Source organism: Nocardia sp. NPDC051321 (assembly GCF_044455225.1).
Classification (GTDB): Bacteria; Actinomycetota; Actinomycetes; order Mycobacteriales; family Mycobacteriaceae; genus Nocardia.
In genome coordinates, this window is sequence record NZ_JBITEM010000001.1 from 256312 (window position 1) to 269553 (window position 13242).

Consider the following 13242-nt stretch of genomic DNA (forward strand, 5'->3'; position numbering starts at 1 on the left):
TCAGACCGCGCTTTCCGAGTGCCGGGACAGCGCGGCGGTCACGTCGCGCAAGGTGCGCATGACGGCCACGTCCTCCTCGGTGAAGTTCGCCAGCGAGATGCCCGTGTCATCGCACACCGCGGTCAGGAACAGCACCTTGTTCAGTGAGGTGAGGCCGTAGTCGTCGACCATGTCGAGGTCCTGATCGAGCTCACCTTGCGCGCTGTTCGACGCGATCACCTTCCGGAAGTTGTCGTGCACAGCCATTTCCACATCAGGCATGGGTTCTTCCTTTCTCGCCGATTTCCCGTCGATACTGTTCGAGGATCTGCCCGCGTTTCGGTTTGTACTGCGAGCTGAGCAGTCCGTTGTCGATGCTGAACCGAGGGTGTGCGATCACGACCCTGCCGATGCGCTCATCGCGCTCCAGCTCCGCGTTGGTGTGCGCGAGGTGCTCGGCGATGGCCGCCTCGTCGGCGGGTTCATGCGCGGGGGAGACGACGGCGACGAGCTGGGTCTGCGCGGGGCAGAACACCACGCAATGCTCGATCGCCGCGCTCGCCGCCATGCGCTCCTCGATCGGCCGGACGATGACCTTCTTCCCGTTCGCCAGCACGATCACGTCGTCGGCGCGACCACGGATGTAAAGAAAGCCGTCGTCGTCGAGGTAGCCGATATCGCCGGTCCGGACCGTGCCATCCGCGGCGAACACGCCCATCGACTGCGCGGCCGCACCGTATTCGTACCGCCGTGCCACCGGGTAGTCGCTGCGGACACTGATGACTCCGTCGGCGTCGAAGAGCACCTGCTTGCCGGGCAGGACGCGCCCGACGCTGCCCTCCCTACTGGCGCCGGGATGATTCTTGGCGACGATGCAGGTCTCGTTCATGCCGTAGCCCTCGTAGATGGGCACGCCGAGGCGGGTGAAGAAACGCAGCATGTCCGCGCTCGCCGGCGCGGAACCGGTCCACAGGTAGCGGATTCGGTCGCCGAACAACTCCTTGGCCGCGACCTGCGGATCGGGCTGTGCCGCCAGATGCTGTTTCACGGTCTCGTAAAAACCCGGCACCCCCATCACGACGGTGGGCCGCACCTGCCGCATCGCGGTGAAGGCCGCCTCGTAGGTGCTGACCGTGACGTCGTGGCCGAAGCGCAGCGCCGAATAGATCCAATACCGCTGCTGCAACAGCGCCAGCGGCAGAAAGACGAACAGGTGATCGCCGGGACCGTGCGCGAACATGTCCTGGACGGCGCGCAGTGAGCTGTCGATGCTGCCCACGCTGGCCGCGAGGCCTTTCGGCACACCGGTGCTGCCCGAGGTGAACTTGATTGTCGTCGCCTCCGCGCTGTCGTACCGGACCGCGGGCAGGGGGCCCGCAGACTGCTCGGCGAGGGTGCGAGCCTCGCTGATCGGCCGCACTCCGGCGGCAGCGGACGGTTGATCGGTGAACAACAGCTTCAGGTCGTAGCGCGCGAGCAGTTCCGCGTCGGGCTCGAACTTGCCGGGTTCCAGGCCTGCGGTCACGGCCTTGCACCGCAGTGCGGCGAGATCCAGCAGCACCCATTCCAGACAGTTCGCGGCGAGGATCCCGATGCGATCCCCTGGCGCCACCCCCATTTCGCGGAGCCGAGCCGCCAAATGTTCGGCCCGCGTGGACAACTCACGAAGTTCGATCGTTTCCGTCGTGCCGAGCCGCGCGAAGGTGGCGTGATAGCCTGCCGGCGGCGGCGTGCTGACGATCTGGTTGATCACCGAATCCATCACGCCCGCCCCACACCGACCGGCTCCGCCGCCGCGGCCGATGGTTCGGCGAAGAACTCCCGCACCAGGTCGATCCGGGTGCCCGCGGGCACGAGTTGCACGATGTGCGGCCATTGCGCCGGGCGCTGCCCGCCGAGTGCTTCGCCGAGCCGCCCGGCGAAGCGCGGCAGCATCGGTGTTGCGCAGTGGGCGAGCAACCGCGCCGCGGCCAGTTCCAGCGCGACGGCGGTACGGGCCTCGTCATGCCAGCCGTCGACCGTCGCCACCGCGCTTTCTCGATCGGCGAATCGAACTGTGTCCGTGACGATTCCGTGCAGTTCCGCGGCCGCGACCTCGACGGAGAACGCATCCGGACCGAGGGCGGCGGTCACGGCGGACAGCCGGTCGCCGAGGCGGCCCAGAAATGCCGTGTGCTCCGGTGTCCAGACACCGGCGTCCGGTGCCCGGCCCCCGTAGCGAGTCCGGACGCGGAGTCCGAGATCGTTGAGCCATTGCTGCCAGGTGCCGATCAGTTCCTCGCGCACGGCGGCCGCATAACCTTCGTGCGTGAAGTTGGTGCTCCGCGACTCCGGTCGAGTGCGGGACAGGAAGTACCGCACCCCGTCCACGCTGTCCGGCGAAAGGATGTCCTTGCCCCACACCGCATGCCGTCGGCTGGTGGAGAATTTGCCGCCGTCGAGCAGATAGAACTCGTTGACGTGGTAGTCGATATCCGGGTGCCAGCCGGGGAAGGCCAGCCGGTAGAGCACCGGGTACAGGATCGAGTGGTAGAAGCTGTTGTCGTAGCCGAAGAAATGCACGATCTTCCAGTCCTGCGCGGGCTCGTCCGCACGCCAGTCTCGGCCGAGACGACGCCCCAGTGTCGAAATACCGTGCAGGAAACCGTAAGACATCTCCGGCCAGACCCAGATGACCTGTCCGTCCGCGCCGGGTTCGGTGGGCGGCACACCCCACGTCGCCGGATGGGTGATCGCCACGTCGAGTCGAGGACGGGCGAACAATCGCCCGGCCAGCTCGCGCAGCCGCGCCGGAACTCGGCCAAGGCGATGGTGCGCCGCGAGTTCGGCCGCGAACTCGTGCAACGGCAAGGTGAATCGGGTGATCGTGTCGATCCGCGGGGCCGCCTGCGACCGATTCGATCGCGGATCGACCAGATCGACACAGGAATTGGGCTCGCCGCAGCCCTCGCAGATATTGCCGCCGGTCGCGGCTCCGCACCCGGGGCAACCGCCCGACACGTCGACCTCGTACAGGTAGTCCTTCGTCGATCCGTCGAACAGCGCCGAGCCCTCTTGGGGTACAACGGATCCCGATGCCACGAGGCGGGAGAAGTACTCCTGGAGTCCGGCCCGGTAGTCAGGATCAGCGTCGGTCGCCGTGTACTGATCGGGTTCGATGTCCATCAGCCGCAGCGTTTCGGCGATCTCGGCGCTGTAATGCGCTGCCGTCGCCGCGGGCTCCTTGCCCTCGCGCCGAGCCCGGTCGACCACATAACTCTGGTAGTCGTCGCTGCCGGTGAGGTGCCACGCCTCGGCACCGTTCATCCGCTGGAAACGGACGAAAACATCCGCACCGAGGTACGGGCCGGACAGGTGCCCGAGATGCAGATCGCCATTCGGCGTCGGCGGCGTGGAGAACACGAAGATCGGCCGCTCGCCGAACCGCCGCCGGTCGCTGCGTCCGGCGGCCGCACGGGCGGCCCGGCCGGGGTCGCGCCAGTACAGGTCGAAGAACACCAGTTCCGTCGACCCGGTGTTCTCGACGACGTGGGTCTCGAACGGATCGAACAGCACGGCCATGCCGGGGGCGACGGGATGGCGCGCGCCATCCACGACGACGTCGCCGTGACCGCTGACGACCAGGAACAACTCGGTCTCGTCGTGCTGGTGCGGATCGGACTGTCCGCCGGGGGCCACCCGTGCCCAGCCTGCGCCGAAGCCGAATCCGTCGATCGAACTCATGTCGATGCCGAATGCCGCGTGCAGTTCGGCCGTATCGAAACGATTGATGATCATGCGGGACTCATCTCCTTCGGTGGCTGACTTGTCTGCCCGTCCAGTGCCAGCAGGCCGACGGCCTCGGCCGCGATCGCCGGGGCGAGCCGGTAACCCGAACCGTTCGCGGAGCCGGCGAAGATCACCCGTCCGGCCGGGTCGAGCGCCCGCACCTGCGGCTGCCGATCGACGCTGTAGGCGTCGCAGAACATCCGGCCGCCAACCACACGCTCGGCCAGTGCGGGCGAATACCGGTGCAGCAGCGGCATTGCCGCCGCGAAAACGCTGTCGTCGAGCCCGCTGGATACGGTGTCCGGGTCGACGTCCCACTCGTCGTGGGTGTAGCTGAACAGCCAGTGCCCGCGGTGCCGTAGCGGCAGCAGGAAGGCGTCCTCGTCCTGGAACACGACGACCCCGTCATCGGGCCTCGGCTCCTGTTCGAGGTGGATCGCGACCACCTTCTTGACTCGCGAATGCAGCGGGGCGACCAGGTCGCGCCACGCAGGGTCGGCCAGCCACGGTCCAGGAGCCAGCACCACGCGTCCGGCCGTGCAGGTCTCCCCCGTGCTCAGCCGCAGCAGCACCTGCGACCCCGCGGCTTCGACGGCGGTGACGCGCACGCCTTCCCGAAAGGTGACGCGCGGGCGCAGCTCGCGGGCTATCGCCTGAGCCAGTGCGGGCACATCTGCGTAATGGCAGCCTTGACCGCGCCAGACGCCGGCCCCGCGCGGCATCTGGACAAGCCCCGGCACCGCGTCCGTCGGAGTCAGCGCAGCACGGTCGAGGTAGATCTGCGCGAGGCTCGCCGCCGTGTGTGTCGCCACCACGGTCATGCCGAGTGAATGAATCGGCAGCGCATGATGTTTCGCCGCTAGGTCCGCGTAGTAATCGTGGCTGTACGCGGTCATCTGACGCACCCGTTCGGTTGCTCCGCGCGGAAAGTGCAGTCCTGCGGAGCGCCTGCTCGCTCCGGTGCCGATGCCATCCCGGTCGAACACCACGACTGGGGTATCGGGGGAGCGGGAAATCACCTCGCGCGCAATCAGGCAGCCGATGATTCCGCCGCCGACCACGGCGACGGTGCGACTGGTCATCGCTCCACACTCCGGTCGTCGGGGGCCTTGGCCGACCATTCGAGGAAGGAATCGTGCGGATCGTCGGAGCGGATGCCACGCAGGCGATCGGCTATCCGTTTGCTGCGCCAGGCCAGCAGACTCAGATTGGTGTCGGCCAGGCCGCGTTGTCGTCGAGCACCGTTCTGCAGGAAAATGTTTCGGTCGGCCGGGCCGTCCCAGCACACGGCGAAATCCGAGTCGATTTTGTATTCGTCGTTGTCCCGCTCCATGCGGTCCGCGAACGGGGACAGGAACGCCATGTCGTCGGCGCGGAAACCGGTCGCCCAGACGATCACATCCGTCTCGGCGTGCTCCTGCACGCCCGGCTGGTCGTTGTGCGTGAAGGTGATGTCCCATCCGGAGCCGGGATCGCCGGTCACCCGCAGCACCTCGCGGTTCGGATACAGGGCGACCAGATCGGTTGCACCGTCGACGAATTGGTGCAGATAGATGCGCTGATAGATCTCCCGCAACGTGGCCTCGGAGATGCCGTCACTGGTCAGTACATGGGCGAAGTTGAGCGCGTCTCTGGCAGCGCCGGGTAAGCCGGAGAAGTACTCCGAGTAGCCCGGCATGTAATAGTCGTTCGTGAACGGGGAGTCGTCCAGCGGAAAGTAGTTGCGGCGCCGGGATATCCAGCCGACCCGGCGCGGCAGTTCGGTGCGCGACCGGGAGATAAGCTCGAGAAAGGCCTCCGCTCCGGACTGGCCGCCACCGATCACCCAGACTCGTTTCCCGGCGAGTCCGCCTGCCTTGTCGGCGAATTCGCTGATGTGGAATTGAGTTGGCCCGAGCAGTTTTTCGGCTATCGGCGGAACATACGGCTTCCGGCCGACGCCGATCACGATGTTGTCGGCCGTCACGGTGCGATTGCCGGTGCGTAGCCGGAAGACGTCATCGAATTCGATCGAGCGCACTTCTTCGCCGAAAACAAGGTTCTCGTTCATGGAACTCACCCATTCGAGATAGTTCCGGAACTCGCTGCGCGGCACCGCATCGAATTGGGCGTTGAGATAGTGGTAGATCCGGCCCTTGGCATGGAGATAGGACAGAAAAGTAAAACGATTCGTCGGGTCGGAGAGGCTGACCAGGTCCTTGAGCATCGAGACCTGGAGCGACGTGTTGGGGAGCAGCTGGCCATCGTGCCACCGAAAGTCGCGCCGCTTTTCGAAGAACAAGTTCGAGACATCCGGCTGTTCGTACAGCAGCGACGCCAGGCTCAGGTTTGCCGGCCCGATACCGATGCCAACGCATCGGTAATGTTCATGATTGTCGGTGAGCGATCTCTGGCTCATTACGCCTCCTGCACCTCGAGACCAGTCCTCGGGGTGAATACCGAGAGAATCGTCGGTTGCTGATTCGCAGTACTCGCCTACCCCGGCGGCTTTGTATGCACATGAATAGAGAACCCCCGTCGATCGGCTGGCGCCCTGTTTACCACTCGAGATTCCGCGGTAATATCCTCGACTCAACGCTAGCGGGTGGTGCAGGCGTGCACAAGAACGGTGAAAGTTTTTGTCGGGTTGTTTTGCGGCACTGATCATCTCGGACGCGTACGCAGTAAGCGGTTGGTGCGGTGGGCCTTTGGGATGAGGCGCCTACGGCGTAACCTGGAAGTCGGGCGACGCTTGGTAGCAGGCCGCTCATCTCGCCATGGCGGCAGTTGCCCTGCTGTGCCGCGTTCGAACAGCGGATCCTCTTGCAGGGCAGCGTGTTCGGAAGCGGGCGTGGTTTGCTCGCCGATCGGCCTCATCGCGGCGACCAGCAAGGGGTTTTACGCGGAGAAAGCTCCGCGGGTGTGCTGGTCGAGTTGCTGTGCCAGCCGCTGCAAGTCCTGCGAGCGTCGTCGAGCGAGCTCGGCGATACGCGGGGCGCAGTGACTCGGGATATTGCCGATGACAGCATCCCACTCGACGTCGTCATCGAACGGAAACTCCAACCACCGCAGCAATTTTCGCCCAGTATCGGAGAAGCGCAGCGACGGGTCCTTGCGCAGCTGATGCAACATCGCCGCGGTGATCATCCGCTGCTCGAACGGGACCGGAGTCCGCTCGGACCTGTCGGCGGCTTCGAGGGTGGCGGTCGAACGGCGTGCTGAGCGGCGCAGCGGCACCGGATCCCGGCCGCTGTGTAGTCGGTTTCGCACATCTTTTGCCGTGGTGACCGAAATGCCCGCCGCCACAGCTACTTTTCGCGCCGACGCGGTGGGATCGGCGGTGAACAGCTCGGCGGCGCGTTGTCGACCCTGCGGTCCGGACCGATGCCGCACACCGTTACGAGCAATCCGACCGGTCGACTGTGGAACTTCCACAGGCGACCGCCTGCGGATGGCGGAGACGGTCTTCGGTGAGACCCCGGCGATGGCGGCTACCGCTCGATCCGACCAGTCCGGATAGGAGATCAGAATGCGTAGCGCGGCGGCCTTGCGTTCGGCCAGCGACAGCGGCAGGCCATGCGTCGTGTTCAGTTTGACCGCAAGCACGAACGCGTCCTCGGGCCCGCCGTCGAAAAATACTGCCGCGATAGTCTTTTCGCCGCGCAGTCGAGCCGCGCACAGACGATGCCAGCCGTCGACAACCTGCATGGTCGCGCGGCGGACGACGATGGGCGCGGCTGCGGTCGTCGACTCGGCGAGTAGGCGAGTGTGCGCCGTGTTCTCGCCCGCCGCGCGTGGTGGCGAATCCGACGGCCGCAGCTCGCTGGTCGGCACTTCGACGATCTCCGAGCAATATGACTGTGCCCCAGGGAAATTCGGTACGGATAGGGTCCCTGCCCGGGACGAACCGGCACTACCCCCACTGGTCATAGATTCCCCTCCCGGGTCCACATGCTTCCGATACGCCGCACAGCCGAGTTCGCTGACGGCTACGGCGCAGGCAATCCGGGATCGCGTCCCAACTTCAGGGTAACCAGCGGCACCGGTGGCCGGGTCCCCCGAACGGGGGGTATCGCGCCGTGGGCGGGGCGGGCCGTCGCGCTGTTCCGCGACCCCCTTTCTCATCGCCGCGACCCCTGGCAGCCCCGACGATGGCGTCGTGTCCGCATGACGCCATCGACTCTGAAAAAGTTACCGCATGGAACCACCTGCGGGGTGCGGTCTGGCGCATCTGCGACGGGTTTCCGTGTTCGCTTCGCCCCTGACCCTTCCGGGTTCGCCGGTTCCGAAGCCGTTGCCTGGGTTCGCCAGGCCGGTGGCAATCGTGGACTTCAGTTCAAGGCCCCGACGACCGTTCAGCTGACGATGTCGGCGAGCCGGGTGATGTCGTCGAGGTCGTCGGTGGCGGGGATGAAGATGATCTCGTCGACACCGAGGTCGGTGTAGTCCGCGATGGTTTGCTTGATCGTTTTCGGGGTAGTGCGCAGGACGGCGTTGTCGGCGATGGCTTTGGGGGCCAGCCGATAGAAGTCCCGGATGTTCGTCCGTCCGGTCTCGATGTCGCCCAGTGCGAAGTAGGTGAGTACGACGAGTTTCGGGGCTCCTCGGCGGCCTGCCTCCCGCCAGGCTCGTCTCGCCGCTTCGAAGCTGGGCGCCGTCATGGCCGTCGGTAGCGAACCGCCGATATAGCCTTGGCCCCAGCGCGCCATGCGGTTCAGCGTGGCGGTGGAGTAGCCGCCGAACAGCAGCGGAACTTGCCGAGTTCCCGCTGGCACAGCCGGATTCGGCCCACCGCCGACCGGCTTGCCGCCCCATACATCGCGGTAGGTCGCAAGGTCGACGGCCAAGCGCGCGCCGCGACCGTGTAGCCCGTGGCCTGGCACGGTGAATTCGTCCTCGCGTGAGCCGACTCCGATGCCGAGCGTGAGGCGGCCGCCGGAGATCCCGTCGATGCTCGCGATTTCCTTGGCGAGCAAGGCACTTGGCCATGCCGGGGCCAGTAAGACCGCGCTGAGCAGGTCGATCGTGGTGGTCGCTCCGGCAGCGGCCGCCAGCGCGACGGTGTCGCTCACGCCTGGATAGGCGAAGCGCCCGGTGGTGGCGAGCGTGGAAAACCCGGCTTCCTCAGCCCGCGCCGCCCAGCGCGGAATGATCGACGAGGTGAGGTTGCGTACCTGGTTGGGCATTCCGATGCCGATCTGCACCAGCGATTCCTTTCTGCAAGGGGACAATTGGAGCGTCACAGCGTGTGGCGAAGGGAGCCGAAGTCTGCTTCGGGATGTCGATCCGGAATGGACGAGGTGTGGCTGGCATCGGTTCAGGCGCCTTTCTCGACCAGTGTCTTGAGTCGCGGCAGGGTTTTCTCGATGCCGTCGGCGTTGCGGCGCGGCCACGGTGTGCGCACGAGCAGTGCGCGTATCGGCGACGTTGTCAGGTCGAAGGTTTCGGTCACCCGGGTGCCGCCGTCGACCTCGTCGAGTTCGTAACGCCAGCGGTGCTTGCCGGGGTGGCACCACGCGATGCGCCGATCCGCCTCGAACTCGACCACCGTGTTCAGGATTCGGTAGCGCACACCGAACAGTTTCATTGCGGCCTTGAACGTCGCGTCCATGCTCAGCCGGTCCGGTCCCGTGATCATGTTGCGCACGGTGCCGGATCCGTCGAAATCGGGGTGGCGGTGCGGGTTCGCTAGCACCTCGAACACCGCCGACGGCGGTGCGGCGATGACGATGTCGCGCGAGACCCGGAGTGGACGGGGCGTGGATGACATGCGGTTCTCCTGGTTCAGCTGGTGGTTGCCTGCGCGCATCGGAGTCCTTCGACCGGATGGCACCGCGGCGGCAGGTTTGAACATACGAGTCGAGATAGTTTGAGTCAAGATTATCTACTTTCAACTGATTTGCTTTTGACCTAACTCGTTGGAGCGGCTACCGTGCAGTTCATGGAGACTTCGGGACCGTCCGACCTCGTAGCGAACGGTCAGATCTCCGACATGTACGGCCGTCCGGCCGACCTCGCCTTCCTGCTGCACGCGGCGAACTCGCGAATGGCGGACCATCTCGACCGTGCCGCGGTCGAGATCGGGTTGAAGGACATGCGGGACTGGCTCGTGCTCGCGGCACTCGCAGATGGGGAGCACGCGAACCAGCTCGAACTGAGCCGCATCGTGTGCGTCGACAAGTCGACCCTGATCAGCGTGCTCGACCGGCTAGAGCGGCGAGAACTCGTCACGCGCACCATCGATCCGACCGACCGGCGCGTGCGCATCCCACGGATCACCGCCGCGGGTAAGCGCGCCCACGCCGAGTTCGCCGTGGCCAGGGACGCCGCCGAAGCCCGCGCTTTCGACGGGGTCCCCGCCGCCCACCGCGATCTCGTGCTGAACCTGCTGGCGCTGGTCGCCGAGCGCGACCTCGCCGGGACCTAGTCGGCCGGAGTTGGCCGGTCGAGTCGAACGTCGCCCAGAGCTGACGCGCGCGCCGGGCAGCACCGACCTGGTCGCCCCGACTCCAGCCAGGTCGCCGATCCTGAGCATCGTTCGGAACGGAGCGGAAGCTCGACGAACCATCGACTGGCATTCGCATGACCACGCGATGCTGCTGTGGTCGGCCACCGCCACCGTGACGATGAGTACCCCGGCGCGTGACTGGCTCGTGCCGCCCGGCTACGGCCTCTGGGTTCCGCCGCGGATCGTGCACGCGGAGAAAGCATTACGGGCCGGAGAGCTCTGCATCGTGCGATTCGCGCCGGACCTCTGTCCAATCCGCTGGCCCGAACCGTTCGGCATCGCGGTGGGACCCCTGCTGCGCGAGCTCGTGCTGCACCTGCACACAGCGGCACCGGACGACCCGAGTCGCGCACACGCCGAGCCGCTGGTCTTCGACCTGCTCACACCGCTTCCGGTCAACGCCATCGACGTGTCCATGCCGACCGATCCACGACTGCGGGCGATTGCCGAGCAGCTCATCGCCGACCCGAGCGACACCCGCGAGCTGACCTTCTGGGCACACCAGGTTCATGCCGGAGTCCGCACGCTGTCGCGGCTGTTCGTCAACGAAACCGGCCTGACGTTCGCGCAGTGGCGAACGCACGTCCGCATGCGGGCCGCTGCCGAGCACCTGGCCGATGGCCGATCCGTGAACGCCACCGCGCGGGCCGTCGGCTACCGCAAGCCCAGCGCGTTCATCACGGCTTTCCGCCGATCGACCGGCCGAACGCCCGGCACCTATCTCCACGTGGGAGCGACAACCGACCTCGAGTAGTCGGCGCGCGCCGATTCGGGTACTTGGTGCTACGTCGTGGTCTCGTTGCGGGTGCCGCTGACGTAGCGCACGTCGCCCATGCGCAAGCCGTCGTCGTTCATCGGCGCAAAATTGTTGGCGGCCAACAGGTCTCGGGCGCTCGTTTCGTTCAGTGTCCAGCCGCGGTCGGTCAGGTAGGGAGCGGCTTCGTTGCGTTCACCGAAATATCGCAGCTTCGCCATGTCGGGGTCGTAACCGTGCGCGCGCCAGCGTTCGGAGATGCGGTGCAGGCGTTCCTTCGTCTTGTCCTCCTCGCCCGGTTGTGGGTTCGGTCTGCTTTCGGTGGCCACTCGGCTGCCCGGCACGCTGAGTTCGGTGATGGTGTCCAGCAGCCGATCCTGCGCCTCGGGCGGCAGGTAGCCGAGCAGTCCCTCGGCGCTCCACGCGGTCGGCCGGGCCGGGTCGAATCCGGCGGTGCGCAGTGCGGCTGGCCAATCGTCGCGCAAATCGACCGCGGCCGCTCTCCGGTCGGCGGTGGGTGCGGCGCCCAACTCCGCCAGCGTGCGGGTCTTGAATTCGATGACCTTCGGCTGGTCGAGCTCGTACACCACGGTCCCGGTCGGCCATGGCAGTCGATACGCGCGGGAATCCAACCCCGAGGCCAGGATTACGACCTGTCTGATGCCCGCGTTCGTCGCGTCGAGGAAGAACTCGTCGTAGAACTTGGTGCGGACGACGCCGATGTCGATCGATATCTGCTCGACCAAGTCATTGGAGGTATCTTCGCCGGTCGCCAGCCGGGTGAGGAGGTCGATGCCGACCGCCCGGACGAGTGGTTCGGCGAACGGGTCGTCGATGAGCGGACGCTCCGCGCGGGTCGCGATCGCCCGGACCGCCGCGGCCATCGTGGCGGTCGCGCCGACGCTGGACGCCAGGTCCCAAGTGTCTCCATCATGCCTGGTGGAAGTCATGTTCTGCCCTTCTCGTTTCGTCGGACCAGGATCTCCGGCGGCCCTCGATCAGCTCGGCCGAAGCACATTCGAATCCCTCTGAGCAGCAAACAATTCCACCCTTTCGGTGGTGCAGCCAGCTGATGGGTCGATCCCAGCACAGTGCAAGGGGGATCCTGTCGCTGCAGCTTGTCGAGCGCGGCGTTTCAGCTGAAGTGGACGATGGAGAGTAGGCCGGCTACTACGCAGTAGACAGCGAAGGGGAGGAGGGTGCGGGTTTGGAAGTAGCGTTCCAGGAAGCGGACGGCTAGCCAGGAGGAGAGGCCGGAGATGGTGGCGCCGAAGAGGATCGGGCCGCGGATGCCGTGGGTTTCGGGGCCGACGAGTTCGGGGAGTTCGAGTATTCCGGCGCCGAGGATGGCCGGGGTGGCGAGCAGGAAGGCGAATTTGGCGGCGTGCTCGTTTTCCAGGCCGCGCCACAGGCCGCCGACCATGGTGAGGCCGGCTCGGCTGAAGCCGGTGACCAGCGCGCCGGCTTGAGCGAAGCCGATGCCGATGGCGTCTCGGATGTCGAGGGCGGCCAGTTGGCGGTCGGATTGGCGCCGCGGCGGCGCTTCGACGGTGAGAACTGTTGTGCGGCTTTGCTGCCGGGCGAATCGGCGACCGTATTCGGCGAGCGTCGGCTCGTTGCGGCGGCGAAGTCCCTCGCCGATGACCAGGACGACACCGTTCAGTACCAGGAAGACGCTGGCACAGATGGGGGCGGCGAACAGCGCGTGCAGCGGGTGTTCGAGCAATGGTCCGAGGATGGCGACGGGCAGGGTGGCGACCACGATCAGCAGTGCCATCCGCTGCGCGACGGTGTCCAGGCGCCTGGTTCGCACCATGGTGACGAGACCGGCGACGATGCCGCACCAAGTCCGCCAGTAGTAGCCGATGAGTGCCAGCGCCGTCGCGACGTGCAAGGCCACTACGAAGGCTAGATACGGTGTGCCAGGGCCTGATTCGCCCGGGCTGACCATTTTCTGCCAGCTACCGCCGAGCCACGCGGCGACGAGCACGGAATGCCCGAGGCTCGAGATGGGGAACAGTTCGGTGACACCCTGCACCGCACCGATGACAGCCGCTTGAAAGTAGGTGAGCATCGCGACGAGTTTCGCATGCGACCAATGGCAACTCGGCAGGCCCCCGCACGTCGACCGATATGCCCGAATCGAGCCGCTCCCAGCGCCTTTCGGCCGAAACGCACCATCGTAGTCGATCTTGAAACGATATTGCGGTTGTACCGCGAAACGCCTCAGGTGTAGCGTCCCCGGCATGCAGCG

12 protein-coding genes are annotated in these 13242 nt (G+C 66.1%); 2 read left to right on the forward strand and 10 right to left on the reverse strand.

The genetic code is table 11. The features are described 5' to 3' along the window. The 8 genes from ACIA8C_RS01115 to ACIA8C_RS01150 all read right to left on the reverse strand — a co-directional run bounded on the left by ACIA8C_RS01115 (position 1) and on the right by ACIA8C_RS01150 (position 9496). The gene (locus tag ACIA8C_RS01115; RefSeq protein ID WP_397130224.1) at positions 1 to 261 is read right to left on the reverse strand and encodes a hypothetical protein; all 261 of its coding nucleotides are present in this window, start codon (positions 259 to 261) and stop codon (positions 1 to 3) included. Continuing rightward, entirely contained in the window at positions 254 to 1741 is a 1488-nt protein-coding gene (locus ACIA8C_RS01120) for an AMP-binding protein (RefSeq protein ID WP_397130225.1), read from the reverse strand. Before ACIA8C_RS01120 ends, ACIA8C_RS01115 begins: the two co-directional genes overlap by 8 nt. After that, entirely contained in the window at positions 1741 to 3756 is a 2016-nt protein-coding gene (locus ACIA8C_RS01125; protein WP_397130226.1) for a class I tRNA ligase family protein, read from the reverse strand. Before ACIA8C_RS01125 ends, ACIA8C_RS01120 begins: the two co-directional genes overlap by 1 nt. Next, positions 3753 to 4829 (reverse strand): NAD(P)/FAD-dependent oxidoreductase, encoded by a 1077-nt coding sequence (locus ACIA8C_RS01130; protein ID WP_397130227.1) that lies wholly within the window; start codon positions 4827 to 4829, stop codon positions 3753 to 3755. Before ACIA8C_RS01130 ends, ACIA8C_RS01125 begins: the two co-directional genes overlap by 4 nt. Next, on the reverse strand, positions 4826 to 6145 hold the full coding sequence (locus ACIA8C_RS01135) for a lysine N(6)-hydroxylase/L-ornithine N(5)-oxygenase family protein (RefSeq protein WP_397130228.1): 1320 nt from the start codon (positions 6143 to 6145) through the stop codon (positions 4826 to 4828). Before ACIA8C_RS01135 ends, ACIA8C_RS01130 begins: the two co-directional genes overlap by 4 nt. A 479-nt stretch (positions 6146 to 6624) precedes the next feature. Next, the gene (locus tag ACIA8C_RS01140) at positions 6625 to 7560 is read right to left on the reverse strand and encodes a ParB N-terminal domain-containing protein (protein WP_397130229.1); all 936 of its coding nucleotides are present in this window, start codon (positions 7558 to 7560) and stop codon (positions 6625 to 6627) included. 521 nt (positions 7561 to 8081) lie between these two features. Beyond that, complete coding sequence (locus ACIA8C_RS01145) at positions 8082 to 8930, reverse strand: LLM class flavin-dependent oxidoreductase (protein ID WP_397130230.1); 849 nt, start codon at positions 8928 to 8930, stop codon at positions 8082 to 8084. Between the two features lie 113 nt (positions 8931 to 9043). Next, positions 9044 to 9496, reverse strand: a complete 453-nt coding sequence (locus tag ACIA8C_RS01150) for an SRPBCC family protein (protein WP_397130231.1) — start codon at positions 9494 to 9496, stop codon at positions 9044 to 9046. 171 nt (positions 9497 to 9667) lie between these two features. On the opposite strand from ACIA8C_RS01150, the gene ACIA8C_RS01155 reads away from it, so the two are divergent. Continuing rightward, on the forward strand, positions 9668 to 10153 hold the full coding sequence (locus tag ACIA8C_RS01155; protein ID WP_397130232.1) for a MarR family winged helix-turn-helix transcriptional regulator: 486 nt from the start codon (positions 9668 to 9670) through the stop codon (positions 10151 to 10153). Between the two features lie 166 nt (positions 10154 to 10319). Further along, positions 10320 to 10988: an AraC family transcriptional regulator gene (locus ACIA8C_RS01160; protein WP_397130233.1), complete on the forward strand. Its 669-nt coding sequence runs from the start codon at positions 10320 to 10322 to the stop codon at positions 10986 to 10988. Positions 10989 to 11017: 29 nt separating this feature from the next. Here ACIA8C_RS01160 and ACIA8C_RS01165 read toward each other — a convergent pair whose 3' ends face one another. Both ACIA8C_RS01165 and ACIA8C_RS01170 read right to left on the reverse strand, forming a co-directional pair. After that, positions 11018 to 11938: a class I SAM-dependent methyltransferase gene (locus tag ACIA8C_RS01165; protein WP_397130234.1), complete on the reverse strand. Its 921-nt coding sequence runs from the start codon at positions 11936 to 11938 to the stop codon at positions 11018 to 11020. Between the two features lie 185 nt (positions 11939 to 12123). Further along, positions 12124 to 13062 carry an undecaprenyl-diphosphate phosphatase gene (locus tag ACIA8C_RS01170; protein WP_397130235.1) on the reverse strand — a complete coding sequence of 313 codons (939 nt, stop codon included), beginning with the start codon at positions 13060 to 13062 and terminating at the stop codon, positions 12124 to 12126. Positions 13063 to 13242 lie beyond the last annotated feature (180 nt).